Consider the following 17,407-nt stretch of genomic DNA (forward strand, 5'->3'; position numbering starts at 1 on the left):
CATCTAGAATAGAATTAGTTCTTCTACGCTAGATGTTTCCTTATTCCCCATTGAATTTGAAAAGTATGCTTATTCTTTCCAGCTATCGACTGTTTTTTGATTTTCTTTGATCCAGTCTTGTGCTGCTTGTTGTGGTTCTTTTCCATTGTTGATTTCCAACATGACTTTTTCCATATCTTTTTCTGTCCAATGGAATTTATCTAATACTTTATAAGCTTCAGGCTGATCTTCTTTTAATCCTTTACGTACAACTGTGTGGATTTCTTCAGCATCTCCCATCACTTTTTTTGGATCTTCCAAATACTTCAAATCATATTTAGCAAACATCCAATGTGGTGTCCAACCGGTGATCACAATTGGTTCATGCTTTTTGATTGCTTGTCCTAAAGCAACAGTCATTGCGCCTGATGAGGAAGTTTCAACAGTCCATCCTTTTAGATTATCGTATTGCTTGACCGTGTTTTCCGCTGCATTGACGACGCCTGCACCAGGTTCGATCCCAGTAATTTTTTTATCTGCTTGGTCAGTTAAATCTGCAATAGAGTTGACATCCATATAACTAGGTACAGCTAGGCCGACTTTAGCACCTGTTAAGTTGGCACCTAGATCGTTGATTTGATCTTTGTATTGTGCATATTGTGAACCATGTGTTTTTGGCAACCATGCAGAAACCATCCCATCTGACTCACCTTTTGAAACAGATTCCCACATGATCGAGTTATCAAGAGGAGTGATCGTAACATCATAGCCCATTCCCTTTAACACTTCCGCAACAACATTTGTTGAAGCGACTTCTGTATCCCACTCAACGTAAGAGAGATTAATTTTTTTCGTTTCTTTTGCGCTTGAGAAACTACCTAAACCGATCGCACCTAAAAGCACTACGACTACAGCCCCAATGATGATCCCTTGACGCTTTTTATTTGGTTGTTTTGAGCCATTTACTGTTTTTTTACTATTTGGCTGGTTCAAATGCTGTGTGAAGCGGTCAATGATAATAGCCAAGATGACTAATGCTACCCCATTAACAAATCCGTTACCGACTTGCGCACGTTGTAAAGCAGATAACACGCCACGTCCTAAGCCAGGTGCCCCAATCATTGAAGCAATGACAACCATTGAAAGAGATAACATCGTTGTTTGATTGATCCCAGCCATAATCGTACTTTTAGCTAATGGCAATTCTAGTTTGAATAATTTTTGCCAGCTTGTACTACCAAATGAATCAGACGCTTCGACCAACTCTTTTGGTACTTGGCGAATCCCTAAGTTCGTAAAACGAACAGTCGGTGGTAAAGCAAAGATGACAGAGGCAAATACCCCCGGCACCATACCAATCCCAAAGAAAGCAACTGCTGGAATCAAATACACAAATCCTGGCATTGTTTGCATAAAGTCAAGAATTGGTTTGATGATACTTTGAGCTTTACTGCTTTTTGCCATCAAAATACCTAATGGCACACCAATGACGATAGAAATAACGCTGGATAATAAAACAAGCGTTACTGTATTCATCAAGTCTGTCCACAATCCTTGATTATAGATAAACCATAAGCCAATCAGTGTGAAGAGCGTTAATCCTGGACGTTTTTTAGAAATAAAGAAAGCAATAATCGTTAATATCAAGATAAACAATGGTGCGGGAATGACCAAAAGTAAATTAGTGATCCCTGACATCACTGCTTGACCAATTGTTTGTAAAAATGAGAATAATCCTGCAAAGGTCGTTGTAAACCATTCAGTGATGTTCTCTACCCAATCAGCGACTGGTAATCGATAGTTCAATAAATTATTCATCATCACTCACCTCACTCGTTTCTGCTAATGCTTCGATTACACTACCGCGAATGACAACACCTTTTAGTTTGCCATTATCCACAACGGCTAGAGGAGTTGGGGAGTCATAGATGATATTGAAGATATCACTAACCACCATATCTTTACCAATCACCGTTACATTTTCATCTAAGAAATCAATCAATGGACGTTTTTGACGTCTTGCTTCTAATGCTTGATCTGCAGTAATGATCCCTTTGAGATGTCTTTTTCTATCTACAGCCATCAGCATACTTACTTCTTCATTCCTCATTCTAGTTAATGCTACATTTGGCCCATCCGATTCGATGTTCGTCGTTAAAGCAGGTACCATGATGTTTTGGGCAGTCAGTACTTTTGAACGATCGACTTCTTCAACAAATTCACGGACATAATCATTCGCTGGGTGGGTCAAAATTTCTTCACCAGTCCCAATCTGCATGATTTCGCCATCTTTCATCAAAGCGATTCGATCACCAATACGTAATGCTTCGTTTAAATCATGTGTGATAAAAATGATTGTTTTTTGTACGTTCGCTTGTAAATCGAGTAACTCATCTTGCATTTCCTTACGGATCAAAGGATCAAGTGCAGAAAAAGCTTCATCCATCAGTAAGATTTCTGGATCATTCGCTAATGCTCTAGCTAGACCAACGCGCTGTTGCATCCCTCCAGATAATTGACTAGGATATTGATCCTTGAATGAAAGCAAACTTGAATTTTCCAATGCTTGCTCTGCTTTTTGTTGCCGTTCTTCTTTTGGTACTCCACGAACTTCTAATCCATATTCAGTATTTTCTAAAATCGTCCGATGAGGGAATAAGCCGAAATTTTGAAAAACCATATTGATTTTATGGCGGCGTACTTCACGAAGTTCTTCCTTACTTAATTTTGAAATATCTTCTCCATCAATATAGATATTTCCAGAAGTCGGCTCGATCAATCGGTTCAGTAAGCGGATCAATGTTGATTTTCCACTACCTGAAAGCCCCATGATCACGAAAATTTCTCCTTCTTGCACATCAAAACTTGCATCATAAACACCAACGGTCGTGCCAGTCTTTTTTAATATATCTGTCTTTGGTTGACGGTTCTTCATCATTTCCAAAGCAGCTTGCGTTTTTTTACCAAATATCTTTGTTAAATTCTTTACTTCAACTTTTACCAAATAAATTCTCCTTTATCTATGTAAATTCATTTTTCTTTCTGAAAAAAGTGACCACACTATACTAACATCGTGTAGTCACTTTTGTCAAAAACGCTAACTATATTCTTTTAATCAAACGAAAAAAAGCTCGGTAAATCCCCTTTAGATTGGGATTTACTAAGCTTAAAATTTGATGAGAAAAAGCAAATCACTTGCAACGCTAATTTTCTGGATAAAAGAAATTGGTCATTCGCTGTAATGTAAATTCATTTCCAATAAAGTGGACTGTATCCCCCGCAGTAAATTTAGCATATGGGCCAGGTGACACAAGCAACTCTTCTTCATGCGAGATTGCAATGACCGTCGCACCCGTTGCTTGCCAGATATTCAACTCGCTGATTGACTGATCAAGATGCGTTGCCTCATTCGTCAATAATAGTTCAAACGGCAATAAGGGGTTCATCTTGTGGATCCTCTTCGTTTGATTTACCAGTTGATCCAGTAATTGAGAAAAGTGATCCAACTCTTCTTGTTGCTTTTCCACACTCGCCATGATCTCCGCTTTTGTTTCTTGGATCGATTGGACATCCTGATATTGCAACAAAAAATCTTTTGCTTTTTCTTTTGATGCTACAAAGGCGCCGCTTCCGTGACGAACCTCCATGATTCCAAGATCGACTAGCACATTGATTGCTTTTCTCGTCGTTTCAGGAGATGCATTATATGTACTTGCTAACGTAGATCTCGCGTGTATTTTCTCACCGATTTTGTAACGATTTTCCACAATCCGTTCTGCCAAATCAACAGCAATCTGTTGATATCTCGGCCGAACGATTTTTTTCTTCCCAGCCATATTTTTTCCTCTCTCTTCTACTTTTCTGTTCCATCTTACTATGGGAAAGAAAAATAAGCAAAAGGTTGTGAGCTCAGCGTTATGACCTGAGCATTAAAGAGAAGCTACTCGAAACAACTCTCCATGTTTTGAGTAGCTATGATTTAATGCCGAAGGTCAGCTGAGGGAACACCGTTGATTGTTGTGAGCTCAGCGTTATGACCCGAGCATTAGATCATGCTTGAGAAAATAAAGCGCCACACGTAAATAGTCAACGAAGACATTCACATGTAGCGCTTTATTTTGCTTATTTAACTTATGTTTATTTCGTGCATTTCTTTATGCAGAGGTGATTTTTTTCTGACTAGAAATCAGTCCACCATCGTTTTCTTCTGAACTTTCTTTACAAGACAGGCACTTTTACATTCATCACATGTTTTTCCTGATTTTAATCGCGAATAAACGATGGCTGCTGCACTGCCAAATATCAAGACGCTTAATAAAAATGTTGCCATATTATTGTTCACCTTCTATCGAAATGGTTAATACGTTACTAGTCTTTGCTTTCTTTTTCAATAATGCATAACAGATACCAACGATACATATCCCTGCCAAATAAGTTGGGATGACTAAATGTCCCCCTTCAAACAAGTGAGAGAGCTGATAGATAATAAAGCTGATCAAATAAGCAAAACCGCATTGATAGCCTACTGCGATCATCGTCCATTTCGTAGAATTCATTTCCCGATGGATTGCGCCAATTGCGGCAAAACAAGGAGCACATAGCAAATTGAATGCTAAAAATGAATAGGCAGCAGCAGATGTATACGTATTTTGCAATGCCAGCCAAATTTCTTGTCCATTTTCAGAAACTTCTTTGTGCCCAAATAAAATGCCAAAGGTACCAATGATATTTTCTTTCGCAATCAGGCCGGTGATGGTAGCTACAGTCCCTTGCCAGTTTCCCCAGCCAAGTGGGTGGAAAATAGGGGCAATCACACGTCCAAAGCTTGCTAAGATACTTTGACTTTCAGGCACAGCTTGTCCGATAAAATTGTATGAAGATGTAAACCAGATAAGGATACTTGAGATAAAAATAATCGTGCCAGCCTTTTTCACGAATGACTTACTTCGATCATATGTCTGTCTTAGAATGATCGACCATTTCGGCAAATGGTAAGTTGGCAATTCCATGATGAAAGGAGACGTGTCTCCAGCAAACAATTTGGTTTTCTTCAACATGATCCCAGAGATGACAATGGAAGTCATCCCTAAAAAATAGGCAGAAGGAGCAACCCATGAAGCATGAGGGAAAAATGCTCCAGTAATCAATGCAATGATAGGCAATTTTGCAGAACAGGGCATAAATGTAGTGACCATGATCGTCAACCGTCTGTCCTGTTCATTTTCAATCGTTCGACTTGCCATTACACCCGGCACCCCACAACCAGTAGCAATCAGCATGGGAATAAATGATTTTCCTGAAAGACCAAATTTTCGGAACAATCGGTCCATCACAAATGCGATTCGTGCCATGTAGCCGCAGTCCTCTAAGAAACTCAAGCATAAGAAAAGAACGATTAATTGTGGGAGAAATCCTAAAACAGCCCCGACTCCAGCAATGATCCCATTTAAAATCAATTGTTGCATCCAGTCAGCTACTTGCCACTCAACTAATAACTGTTCAATATGGTTTGGCAACCAGCCGCCGAACAACGTATCATTGACCCAGTCGGTTCCGATCGTCCCAATCGTTTGGATGGCTAGATAATAGACAAACCACATAACAAAAGCAAAAATAGGTAATGCAAACCACCGATTGGTAACGATCCGATCGATCTTATCACTGATAGAAAGCTGAAAAGAGTCCTTTGTGACCACACAAAGAGCCGTTAATTGGGTCAACCATTCGTACCGTTCATTGATGATAATCGTCTCGCTATCTTCATCAAAAATCTTTTCAGTCAAACGAATCAATTGTTCGACTTCCTTTAATTGCTTTGCAGAAATTTTTAGACCTTTCGAAATCTCAGGATCGCGCTCAAACAGTTTGATCGCATACCATCGTTTAAAAACGGGAACACTATTGTCTAAAACATCCTCAATTTCATGTAATGCTGCTTCTAGGCGATCATCATATGTACAAGAGAGCGGTGTTGGTAGCTTCTTATAGGTCGCTTGAATGATCATTTCTGTTATTTTTCCTAGTCCTTCCCTTTTCAATACACTGATAGGAACAACAGGAACGCCTAAACCATAACTTAATTTTTCACTATTGATTTTTCGACCGTCTTTTTTAACGACATCCATCATATTTAATCCCACAATGACGGGAATACCTAAATCAAGCAGTTGTGAAGTCAAATAAAGATTTCTTTCCAAATTCATGGCATCTACGATATTGATGGTCACATCAGGCCGTTCATCAATCAGATAATTTCTAGCAATCACTTCTTCAGGCGTATAAGGGGAAAGGGAATAGATCCCCGGTAAATCTTGAATATAGATGGTGGGATGTTTCTTCAAGTGCCCTTCTTTTTTTTCGACGGTCACGCCGGGCCAGTTTCCCACATATTGATTTGCGCCTGTCAATGCGTTGAACAGACTCGTCTTTCCACTATTTGGATTACCGACTAGTGCAACTTTCATTTTATCTACTCCTCTTTTTGAACCAGGATCAAGGATGCTTCTTCTTTACGAAGTGTCAATTCATACCCTCGTAATGTGATTTCTAAAGGGTCGCCTAACGGTGCTAATTTTCGTACAGTGACACGCACGTTTTTAGTCACACCCATATCCATCAGACGTCGTTTCACTGCACCCTTCCCATGAATGGCAACCACCACACCACTTTCGCCTGTAGTAAGCTGGTCAAGCGAAGTCCAACTTTCTTCGGAGAACTCGCTTTTTTTTACGATAATCTGGCTTAATAACTCACGGTTGACTGCGATCCGATTATTTTTTAGGAGTAAAATCGAGTTGTTGCCAGATCGATTGATAACGACGATTTTACTTTCTATGATAACTCCTAAATTTTGCAAGTGCTTTTTGACTGAATCACTGGTCTGTATTTTTTCAATCTGATACACAAGATTTAGTTTGGCTTCTTCTAAAGTTTCCATCAAAGCTCCCTTCTTGTGAAAAAAGTCTTCTATAGCTTTTCTCCATTTTATCTATCCATTCAATCCCAATCTATCTTAGTTATTGAGAATCATTCTCACAAAGAATACTCTCTCTAATTGAGAATGTCAATGTTACTTGTGATTTTTTGAGCGTATTTTCATTTCTTTTGATTTTTATGTGTAAAAAAAACTTTTTCCCAAGTTTTCCACAGTATTTTCTGTACTAAAACAAGCTTTTTTTCACTTAACGCTTGTTTTCAGCTGTTTTTCAAAAACCACAAAACATAGTATTCCACAGTTTCCACAACACAATATGTAGTGTCTGTCGTTTGACTTTTTTACTAATAGTTTTATACTATTCATTATAGATAAACAGCAGAGTCAGGAGGAAAATAAAAATGAACGTAAAAATATTTTCAAAAAACAATTGTATGCAATGTAAGATGGTCAAACGCTTTTTAGCGGACAACCAAATCGATTTTGAGGAAGTCAATATCGATGAACAACCTGAAGCCATCGATTGGTTAAAAGCACAAGGCTTTCAAAGTGTACCTGTAATCACTTCAGACGTTGAAACAGTGATTGGTTTCCGTCCAGATCAATTACGCAAACTTGCTAGCTAATGAACTGTCAATTGGAATGTATCTCTAATCGGATTTGATGGAAGTGAGGACTCTTTGCCGAACATCCCCCAAATCCTTTTTTACAGCATTAAAAGAAAGAATTTACCAAAATAAGAAATGAAGGTTGGGCGTATTTATGAGTCTTAAACAATTAAAAGATGTCAGCTATTTTAAGTTAAACAACGAGATCAATCGACCTGTGAATGGTCAGATCCCTTTAAATAAAGATAAAGAAGCATTGAGTGCATTTTTTGAGGAAAATGTTAAACCAAATACAATGACTTTTGCTACAGCAATGGATAAAATCAATTATTTAATCACTCATGATTACTTGGAATCAGAATTTATTCAGCTTTATTCTCCTGAATTTATTGAAAAGCTATATCAATTTTTAGACAAACAACATTTTACATTTAAATCATTTATGGCTGCTTATAAATTTTATTCACAGTATGCATTAAAAACAAACGATGGTTCTGCATATTTAGAATCTTATGAAGATCGTGTAGCTTTCAATGCTCTTTATTTTGCAAATGGTGACGAAGACCTTGCTCTTTCTTTAGCTGATGAAATGATCCACCAACGCTATCAACCAGCTACACCTTCGTTCTTGAATGCTGGGCGCAAGCGACGCGGTGAATTGGTTTCCTGTTTCTTGACACAAGTGACAGATGATATGAATTCGATTGGTCGTTCCATCAACTCAGCTTTACAACTGTCTCGTATTGGTGGAGGTGTAGGTATCACACTTTCTAATTTGCGTGAAGCAGGTGCGCCGATCAAAGGATACGAAGGAGCTGCTAGCGGGGTTGTTCCAGTAATGAAACTTTATGAAGATAGTTTCAGTTATTCAAATCAGTTAGGTCAGCGTCAAGGAGCTGGCGTGGTTTATTTGAATGTTTTCCATCCGGATATCATTGCCTTTCTTTCAGCAAAAAAAGAAAATGCAGATGAAAAAATTCGTGTTAAAACACTTTCTCTTGGTGTCATCGTGCCTGATAAATTTTACGAATTAGCACGTAAAAATGAAGACATGTATCTATTCAGTCCGTATAGCGTTGAAAAAGAATACGGTGTCCCATTTTCTTATGTCGACATCACTGCTGAATACGATAACTTGGTCGCTAACCCTAACATTCGGAAACAAAAAATCAAAGCACGCGATCTTGAAAATGAAATTTCAAAATTACAACAAGAATCTGGCTATCCTTATATTATCAATATCGATACAGCTAATCGCGAAAATCCAATAGATGGAAAAATCATCATGAGCAACTTATGTTCTGAGATTTTACAAGTACAAACACCTTCTGTTATCAATGGAAACCAAGAATATGAAGTATTGGGAACAGATATTTCATGTAACTTAGGTTCAACAAATATTGTCAACTTGATGGATAGCCCAGATTTTGGTCATTCAGTCCGTACAATGACTCGTGCATTGACTTATATCACAGATGTCTCGGATATCGACGTTGTTCCACCAATCCAACATGGAAACAAATTGAACCATACGATTGGTTTAGGCGCAATGGGCTTACACACATTTTTTGCTAAAGAACAAATGAAATATGGCTCTGAAGATTCACTGGACTTCACAAATATTTATTTCATGTTACTAAACTATTGGACACTTGTAGAAAGCAACGCGATTGCTCGTGAACGAAAACAAGTATTTCATAATTTTGAAAAATCAGCTTATGCAGACGGTACTTATTTTGATAAATATGTTACTGGAGAGTTCCAACCAAAATCAGAAAAAGTGAAACAATTATTTGCTGGCATTTTTATCCCAAGTGCTGAAGACTGGGAAAACTTGAAACAAGCAATCATGAAAGATGGATTGTATCATCAGAACCGATTGGCTGTTGCACCAAATGGATCAATTTCTTATATCAACGATACAAGTGCAAGTATCCATCCGATCACTCGTATGATCGAAGAACGCCAAGAAAAGAAAATCGGTAAAATCTATTATCCAGCACCTTATCTTTCAAACGAAACAATTCCTTATTATACTTCTGCTTATGATATGGATATGCGAAAAGTGATCGATATCTACGCCACTGCACAAAAGCATGTCGACCAAGGAATGAGTTTAACTTTATTCATGCGTTCTGAAATTCCAGAAGGGCTTTATGAATGGAAAACAACAACCAAACAAACGACACGTGATCTAAATATTTTAAGACACTATGCATTCCATAAAGGTGTAAAATCAATTTATTACGTACGTACCTTCACAGACGATGCAGAAGAAATCGGCAGCAACCAATGTGAAAGCTGTGTCATCTAATTGGGTAATCAAGAATATTTAGGACTGTATTTCAAATAAAGGAGCATCACTCATGTCAGAAACTTATTATGAAGCAATAAACTGGAATGAAATTGAAGATGTCATCGATAAATCTACGTGGGAAAAATTGACTGAGCAATTTTGGTTAGACACACGTATTCCTTTATCTAATGACTTAGATGATTGGCGTACCCTTTCTCAATTAGAAAAAGACACTGTTGGTCATGTTTTTGGTGGATTGACATTACTAGATACCGTTCAATCAGAAAGCGGAATGGATCAATTGCGCAAGGATGTTCGTACCCCTCATGAAGAAGCGGTATTGAACAACATCCAATTCATGGAATCTGTTCATGCAAAAAGCTATTCTTCTATCTTCAGTACACTGAATACAAAAAAAGAAATCGAAGAAATTTTTGAATGGACGAATACAAATCCTTATCTGCAGAAAAAAGCAGAGCGTATCAACGAAATTTATAAGCATGGCACACCTTTAGAAAAGAAAATTGCCAGTGTGTTTTTAGAAACATTCTTATTCTATTCTGGTTTTTACACACCACTTTACTATTTAGGAAATAATAAATTGGCGAATGTCGCTGAAATCATCAAATTGATCATTCGCGATGAATCTGTGCATGGTACCTACATTGGGTACAAATTTCAGCTAGGCTATAATGAACTTCCTGAAGAAGAACAGGAGCAATTAAAAGATTGGATGTATAATTTGTTGTATGAATTATATGAAAATGAAGAACGTTATACGGAAGAATTATACGATCCAATCGGTTGGACAGAAGAAGTGAAAACTTTCTTGCGCTACAACGCAAATAAAGCTTTGATGAACCTAGGAATGGACCCACTCTTCCCAGACACAGCAAATGATGTAAACCCAATCGTCATGAATGGGATTTCCACAGGAACAAGCAACCATGACTTCTTCTCTCAAGTCGGTAACGGCTACTTACTTGGTCATGTTGAAGCCATGAAAGACGATGACTATTTGATTGGATTAGACTAGACTGTAAAGTGATTCAGTTTGAGCAAAAGAGGCTGGGACAGAAGTGTTTAACTCCGAGAAATAAGTCTACATTTGTGGAAATTGCGTTTTGATTTTTTGTGAATGTCGACTTATGTCTGAAGGAGTTGCTTCTGCTCCCACCGTTTATTCATATTTAGAGCTTGAGATTAACTTTTGTCTCAAGCTCTTTTTTGTTGTGAAGTTAATTTAATCATCGTTTCGCACCAAATAAAGTAGATTAGCCTCTATTCGATTTCAAAGGGTTAGATAAAATAAGTGCCACTCGTAAAAAAAATAAGCTATCCTTCGCTAAGTATACAACTAGCTTTCGTGAGAAATAGCTTATTCATCTTGAAAATTTTTGTTTCCTTTCGCATGCTATTTTATTTGCGTAACATCCTCATCTAACTTTCGTCAAGATTTCCGTCAAATTTTCAATCTTCTCATCTGCCAAAGATTGATCAATTGCGAAGGGTTGCTGCAGCGCCAACGTATACAAATTAGCTCGCTTAGCGGCTAAAATACCTACCGGAGAATCTTCAATTGCGAAGGGTTGTTCTGTTCCCAGCAACTCTTTTGTCCGTTGATAAATTTCAGGATGAGGCTTACTTTCCTTTACATGATCTCCACTCATGATTACATCGAAGTAGGCGCCCAACTGACAATCATCAAGCATTTTTTTTATTTCACGCCTTGGCGAGGAAGAAGCAATTGCTAATTTCACCTGCCTTTCTTTTAAGGCTTTTATTACTTGTGGCACTTCTTTTCTTAAAACATCGGGATAAAATATCGGATGTCTTTTACGATAATCCATATACTGTAGTTTTAGTTTTTCTCTTTTTTCTTTTTCTGGTATTAGGGTATTCCAAATGCCCTGCTCTGTTTTACCTAAACAATCCAATAGATCACTTGTAGTAGGTTCCTCCTTTATTTCCTCGAAGAAAGCCATTCTCCTTTCAAAATAAAACCGTTCTGTATCAACTAAAACACCATCCATATCAAAAATCACACTATCGAACATTTTTTACTCTCCTTTATTCGAAATAATTTCATGGATCAATCGTACTTCTAAATCTGAAAGTTCAATGGTATAGGCTCTTTCTACTTCTTGAAAAGCTTGTTTAATAGCAGTCATCTGACTTTGATGCATTTGTTTATATTTTTTTATATCTTTTTGAGGATCAATATTTTCTTTACGTAAAATCCGTTCAACCATGCAACAACAATGGAGATAGAGTAAAAATCGACGATTACTATTAAAAGATCTATCTAAGATTTTTTCTAGTCTTTCAATTGCTGCTTTAACAAGTGCCAAAACTTTTTCTACGTCTAAAATAACTAAATTTTCAATCATCTTTTTGAGAGAAAAATTAAATATCAAATCGTCTCTCAACTTCATTGCATCAATCTCCACTTCATGTTCAACGAGCCGGACCAATTTTTCTACTTCATCTCCAGTGATCAACTCTTCTAACCCTATATAGAGAATATCTTCTATTTCAGGGTCCTCTGTACCAATGATTGCTAAAACATCGTAAATCTGAAATGGCAATTCATTTTTCTTATATTGTCTCAATTTTTGATAATCATAGGGAATTACTACCATCTCTTTTTCTACATTGTCTAAACTTTTAGTCAATATCTCTTGGATCTGTATAGCGCTCCCCATCCCCGTATAGCAGCAAGTTAAGATAACTTTTTTCCGATTTCTTTCTGGTAAAATAAACTGCTTTTTTATTCGATTCTCCACTTGAAAAGTTTCACTGATTTCTATAATTGAACGACCTTGCGTGATTTCTTGACCGATTTCTAATAACAACGGAGTCGAGACACAATCAATCATCAGCAAAGGTCCGCTGATTTTATTGATCAATCGCTTACTTAACTGATTCAAAGAACCCATATCAATGAGTAAAATTAGACCAGCTTCTGTGTGATAATTTTCAATATAGTGGATAACCTGATCTTCAATCTCTGATATCGTGCTGTCAAGAGGCATATCAAAAGCCTGAAATAAATTTTTCTTCAACATACGATTTGCTACATTTGCCATACTGCTAGCGGTCGTGTATCCATGTGCTAATACTAGTGCTTTGATTTTACTTGTGCCTTTCGTGATATTCAAACTATACAAGTAGAATGTAATAAATATCAAATCTTCTTCTAAAAATCTGCATTCCATCCGACTAGCTAATTGACTCAATAGTCTTTTAGCAAACCAAAGTGCCTACCCCCATCGCTTCATCTAAAAACTGAAGAATACGTGGCTTGATAGATAGCCATCTGGGGTCTTCACCTAACAACATTTGATTCTCTTTTAAATAGAGAAAATTGGCAATAACCAATATACGGTGTCCATCTTGTTCGAATCCATAGTTTTCTGTCATGAACTTCAGCGTAGAACGGATATGGTAAGTTAAAAAGGTGAACAAAGACTCTTCGGTTGAAAAAGAAGGGTGAAAAGTAAATTCATCCATCAATATTGTGACTCTACGAATAGTTTTATCAATGAATCGCTTCGTTTCTCGTTGTTCTTCATAGAATAAAAAATCAGCTAATAGGTCGGTAAAAAAATCAGCTAATTTTACTAATTCAACAGATTGGAAAATTTGCGGTTTCGTATGTGGAAGATAAGTACAGGGAGTAGCAACTTGCAGGTTGTCCATCACCTGATCTTTTAATTTTACTAAGCATTCCCGAGGTAAATCTTTGATTGAAACATTCACTTGAGCTCTTTTTTTATCTCTAGCATATGCACTCCCACACGCATATTTGATGATATTTTTTATTTTCCCTACATTTCCTGCGAAATCAGAATGCTGTAAATAGTGGATAACTTTTCTTGATACAGATAATTCCTTTTCCAAAATATTGCTTTCTTCCAGGAAAAAACTATCTACTAAGCTCGCTCGTTCTGTAAGTGAACGTTCCTTAAAACTTGGTAGTCCTACGATTACAGGTAATCTACGCAAAAAAGTTGGTAAGAAGGTTTGTTGCAGATCCTCTGTCGTTGCAAAAATCAATCGGACATTGGCTTGTTTCTCGATTCCATCATCCCCAACTGGTGTATATTTCCCCGTATCCATAAAAGAGAATGATTTTTCTTGCCCTTCACTCGTCAATCTATGCACTTCATCTAAAAACAAAAATCCTTGATCTGCCTGATGCAATAATCCTTCCTTATTCTGCTCTGCCCCTGTGAAAGCACCCTTTGTATAGCCGAATAAGATACTAGATAATAATTCTGGATTATTGAAATATTGAGCACAGTTCAGAGAAATAAACGGTGCTATCTTTTTGACGACCCCCTCTTGAACAGCATAATCATAGATTTTATGTGCTAAAAAGCTTTTTCCTGACCCACTTGCTCCGCAGATCATGATTGGCAAGCCATTTCCCGGATATAAAACTGCCGTTTTAATTTGTTCAATTTGACCTTTCAAACTACCCTTTGCACCAATTACACTAGCTAAAGGAGATTCTTCAGCTGTTTCTTCCAATAATTCATCTATTGAAGAATAATCCGTTTTTCTAGGAACAAAAAAACAATGTTGAAATGTCTCCCGATGTAAAAATAAAACCGGATATTCTCTGATTTTCAGTAAAATACCTTCTTGGTACGCGTGATTCAAATATCCGCTAACTGTACTACGATTTAGTCCTACTGCCTCAGAAATTGCTTGTGCAGACAATAAAGGTGACTCAGCTTCAATTATCGTTCTTGTTTGTTGGATTAAATAATCTGTAATAGCCTGATTCATTTGAACACCTCTTTCGTTTTTCTTAGTATAAAATAGAGGTTAGAAAAGTTGCATACTGATTTGAACGTTCGTGGTGAAAAAGAGGAAACTGTTCTCACTTTTATTACTGATACAATAAAGAAACCGCAAAACACGCGCATATGCTTTGCGGTACTTGTGACTCATCTACTCTTTGACATTTAGTACTCTAATTTCCACATATAACGGCGTTTTGTCAACGGATGTTCTCTAGCGATAGCTAATTCTTCTGCGTACACTCGAAAAACAGCTGTGATCACCATTGGATTGAAATAATCTAGTACTTCGGCAGGAACATGTACTGATAGCCCATGATCCAATGCATCAACTACAGTTGTTTTAGCATTGAAGCGTTCTAAAAATGTTAGGGCACGACTATCGATTTTTCTAGTTTTCCCCTCATTCATCAACAAGATGAATGGAACGTCTTTGTCAACGATCTCAAATGGTCCATGAAAGAATTCGCCACTATGGAAGGTTCCTGAATTGATCCATTGCATTTCCATCATTAAACAAATTGAAGTGGAATAAGCAACTTCATGAGTAGCACCACTGCTCATCACATATATCACAGAATCTTCTTTATATGCATCTGCGAATTTTTTTGCATCTAATCTCGCACTTTCTGCAGCTTGTTGGCATAAATCATAAATGTTAGCAAAACCTCTCTGCATTTTATCGTAATTCACGTATCCCTCTACTTGATTCAAAATTTCCACAGCTAATTGAAGTGCATAACCTGTTTTTTCCAGTTTTGCTGCATAACTTTCAGAAAAACGATGGTAAATGACATAGTCTGCCTCTTTTGTTAACGGTGAATCTACTGTCCGTGTCAAACTGATCACATGGGCATTTCTACTTTTGGCTACAGCATTTGCCTGAACTGTTTCTGGTGTTGTTCCGCCTAACGAAGCAGTAATCACGATAGCTGTTTCGTCAACAGAAGTAGGCGTAGCATAATTGAATTCATTTGCTGTATAGTGACTGATACGTAATTTTTTTGCCTCTTGGTCCAAGAAATATTTTGCTGGATACAAGTCAGCTTTTGATGCGCCACATCCAACAAAAAAGACAGATCGTATTTCGTTTTTTTGAACAATTCCCTCAATAATTTCCTTTGGATTCATTTGATGAATACCCCCTAAATTTATAGTTAACCAAATTGGTTGGCACTAATTAAAAATACCCAATACATTCAAAACAATCCCGCCAGCAATGCTAATAAACAACATCCAACCTGTAGGTACTTTTTTCTTTAAAAGCCAGTACATAAAAAATGTTAGAGCTAGCGGTATCATTTTAGGCATCATTTGATCTAATACATCTTGTAGAACAAATGCTTTTCCTACTTTGATCGGTGTCGTTATATCGATCATGCTAGCCACCATCGACCCGATGACCATCAAACCAACAATGGAACAAATGTACATCACTTTTTCCATAAGTCCTTCTCGGTATAACTTATCTAAATATTTATTGCCCATGTTATAGCCGATCTTCCCACCATAATACGTAATAAGTGCAGAGGGGAAAAATGAAATAAGAATGGCTAAAATCGGTCCTAAAACACTCCCGTTTTGGGCTAAGTTTATCCCCAGACCAAATGCCAGAACACGAACAGTTCCTTGAAAAAATGAATCCCCTACACCTGATAGTGGCCCCATCAAACTTGTTTTGACTGCATTCACTGCTTCAACATCAAAATTTTCTTTATCCGTCGCATATTGTTCTTCCATCGAAGCCGCTAGACCGAGTATAAAAGCACTAGTTTGTGGTGTACAATTGTAATAAACCATGTGACGTTGATACGCTGCTTTCTTCAACTCTGCATCTTGAGGATCTTTATAGATTGCATCAATGATCGGTGCCATTCCATATAAAAAGCCCATATTCATCTGACGTTCATAATTCCATGAAGCTTGGATTGCCCATGATCGCCAAAAAAATTGACGATATTTCCAATCATTTGTATCTTTTTTTGCCATTATTTTACCCCCTTAATCATCAAGTGGATCAACAACTGCTTGTTGATTCTTACTGAACTTCACTTCTGATAACAATACTGCTAGGATACACGCAAAAGCTGCGATACCGATGATACTCAACCCAGAATAGGCAGTAATCAGAAAACCTAAAAGTAAAAATGGTACTAATTTGTTCGTTAACATCGTATTTAAAAGTAGTGCAAACCCATACGCTGGTAAAATTTTACTTGCTAAAGTTAAACCATTCGTAAGCCATTCTGGAATCTTATTTACAATTTGTTTTACTAAATCAGTCCCAAAATAAATAGCTAAGAATATCGGAATAAAGTACATGCTGGAATACAGTATTGGCCCTAATAAGATGTGTATTCGGCGTGCTTTTTGGTACTTCGCCTCTTTGATTAATGTATCGGTTCGATGACTGAAATTTGATAAAACCGTTCGGAGTAAGATACCAATCATCTGACCTAGCACAGAAATCGGAATGGCAATCGTTAAAGCTGTTTCTGCATCAGCATTTGAAAGTATCGCAAAAGCAGTCGCAATGATAGATGCCATATTCATATCTGGTGGTGCAGCAGCTCCAATGTTTACCAAACCAAGGGACATCAACTCAAGAGATGCTCCTACCATCAATCCTTTTTCCAGATCACCTAAAACCAATCCCACTAAAGTACTGACAATCAACGGACGTTCAAAATTCATTCTTCCTAGTAATCTTGAGTCAAGGATACAAAACACCCCAATGCATCCTAAAGAAATTGCTTGAACTAACATTGCCTTTCTCCTT

At 37.3% G+C, this 17,407-nt stretch carries 15 protein-coding genes; 3 read left to right on the forward strand and 12 right to left on the reverse strand.

The window, feature by feature from the left end; translation table 11 throughout:
- Positions 1 to 69: 69 nt before the first annotated feature.
- The 6 genes from DVW83_RS04840 to DVW83_RS04865 form a co-directional block, all read right to left on the reverse strand.
- Positions 70 to 1,797: an ABC transporter permease/substrate binding protein gene (locus tag DVW83_RS04840; protein WP_123862657.1), complete on the reverse strand. Its 1,728-nt coding sequence runs from the start codon at positions 1,795 to 1,797 to the stop codon at positions 70 to 72.
- On the reverse strand, positions 1,790 to 2,983 hold the full coding sequence (locus DVW83_RS04845; protein WP_104661933.1) for a quaternary amine ABC transporter ATP-binding protein: 1,194 nt from the start codon (positions 2,981 to 2,983) through the stop codon (positions 1,790 to 1,792). The genes DVW83_RS04840 and DVW83_RS04845 overlap by 8 nt, the downstream gene beginning before the upstream one ends.
- Positions 2,984 to 3,182: 199 nt before the next feature.
- Entirely contained in the window at positions 3,183 to 3,815 is a 633-nt protein-coding gene (locus DVW83_RS04850) for a GntR family transcriptional regulator (protein WP_005878951.1), read from the reverse strand.
- A gap of 350 nt (positions 3,816 to 4,165) precedes the next feature.
- Complete coding sequence (locus DVW83_RS04855) at positions 4,166 to 4,309, reverse strand: FeoB-associated Cys-rich membrane protein (RefSeq protein ID WP_104661932.1); 144 nt, start codon at positions 4,307 to 4,309, stop codon at positions 4,166 to 4,168.
- Position 4,310: 1 nt separating this feature from the next.
- Positions 4,311 to 6,443: a ferrous iron transport protein B gene (gene feoB / locus DVW83_RS04860; RefSeq protein ID WP_104661931.1), complete on the reverse strand. Its 2,133-nt coding sequence runs from the start codon at positions 6,441 to 6,443 to the stop codon at positions 4,311 to 4,313.
- A 5-nt stretch (positions 6,444 to 6,448) separates the two neighbouring features.
- The gene (locus DVW83_RS04865) at positions 6,449 to 6,916 is read right to left on the reverse strand and encodes a FeoA family protein (RefSeq protein WP_104661943.1); all 468 of its coding nucleotides are present in this window, start codon (positions 6,914 to 6,916) and stop codon (positions 6,449 to 6,451) included.
- 398 nt (positions 6,917 to 7,314) lie between these two features.
- On the opposite strand from DVW83_RS04865, the gene nrdH reads away from it, so the two are divergent.
- The 3 genes from nrdH to nrdF all read left to right on the forward strand — a co-directional run bounded on the left by nrdH (position 7,315) and on the right by nrdF (position 10,853).
- Positions 7,315 to 7,539 (forward strand): glutaredoxin-like protein NrdH, encoded by a 225-nt coding sequence (gene nrdH / locus DVW83_RS04870; protein ID WP_081134079.1) that lies wholly within the window; start codon positions 7,315 to 7,317, stop codon positions 7,537 to 7,539.
- Between the two features lie 136 nt (positions 7,540 to 7,675).
- A complete protein-coding gene (gene nrdE / locus DVW83_RS04875; RefSeq protein WP_104661930.1) occupies positions 7,676 to 9,835 on the forward strand; it encodes a class 1b ribonucleoside-diphosphate reductase subunit alpha in 2,160 nt (719 codons plus the stop codon).
- A gap of 52 nt (positions 9,836 to 9,887) precedes the next feature.
- On the forward strand, positions 9,888 to 10,853 hold the full coding sequence (nrdF, locus tag DVW83_RS04880) for a class 1b ribonucleoside-diphosphate reductase subunit beta (RefSeq protein ID WP_016177897.1): 966 nt from the start codon (positions 9,888 to 9,890) through the stop codon (positions 10,851 to 10,853).
- Between the two features lie 400 nt (positions 10,854 to 11,253).
- Here the strand turns inward: nrdF and DVW83_RS04885 are convergent, their stop codons facing one another.
- From DVW83_RS04885 to DVW83_RS04905, 6 genes are all read right to left on the reverse strand, one after another.
- On the reverse strand, positions 11,254 to 11,874 hold the full coding sequence (locus tag DVW83_RS04885; RefSeq protein ID WP_104660018.1) for an HAD family hydrolase: 621 nt from the start codon (positions 11,872 to 11,874) through the stop codon (positions 11,254 to 11,256).
- Between the two features lie 3 nt (positions 11,875 to 11,877).
- Complete coding sequence (locus DVW83_RS15925) at positions 11,878 to 13,035, reverse strand: PRD domain-containing protein (protein WP_342353582.1); 1,158 nt, start codon at positions 13,033 to 13,035, stop codon at positions 11,878 to 11,880.
- Between the two features lie 28 nt (positions 13,036 to 13,063).
- Complete coding sequence (locus DVW83_RS15930; RefSeq protein ID WP_342353583.1) at positions 13,064 to 14,614, reverse strand: sigma 54-interacting transcriptional regulator; 1,551 nt, start codon at positions 14,612 to 14,614, stop codon at positions 13,064 to 13,066.
- Between the two features lie 179 nt (positions 14,615 to 14,793).
- A complete protein-coding gene (locus DVW83_RS04895; protein WP_104660019.1) occupies positions 14,794 to 15,759 on the reverse strand; it encodes an SIS domain-containing protein in 966 nt (321 codons plus the stop codon).
- 45 nt (positions 15,760 to 15,804) lie between these two features.
- Positions 15,805 to 16,617, reverse strand: a complete 813-nt coding sequence (locus tag DVW83_RS04900) for a PTS system mannose/fructose/sorbose family transporter subunit IID (protein ID WP_104660020.1) — start codon at positions 16,615 to 16,617, stop codon at positions 15,805 to 15,807.
- A 12-nt stretch (positions 16,618 to 16,629) separates the two neighbouring features.
- Positions 16,630 to 17,394 carry a PTS mannose/fructose/sorbose/N-acetylgalactosamine transporter subunit IIC gene (locus tag DVW83_RS04905; RefSeq protein ID WP_104660021.1) on the reverse strand — a complete coding sequence of 255 codons (765 nt, stop codon included), beginning with the start codon at positions 17,392 to 17,394 and terminating at the stop codon, positions 16,630 to 16,632.
- Positions 17,395 to 17,407 lie beyond the last annotated feature (13 nt).

It is taken from the genome of Enterococcus sp. VV15 (genome assembly GCF_005236045.1).
GTDB classification, from domain to species: Bacteria; Bacillota; Bacilli; order Lactobacillales; family Enterococcaceae; genus Enterococcus_B; species Enterococcus_B durans.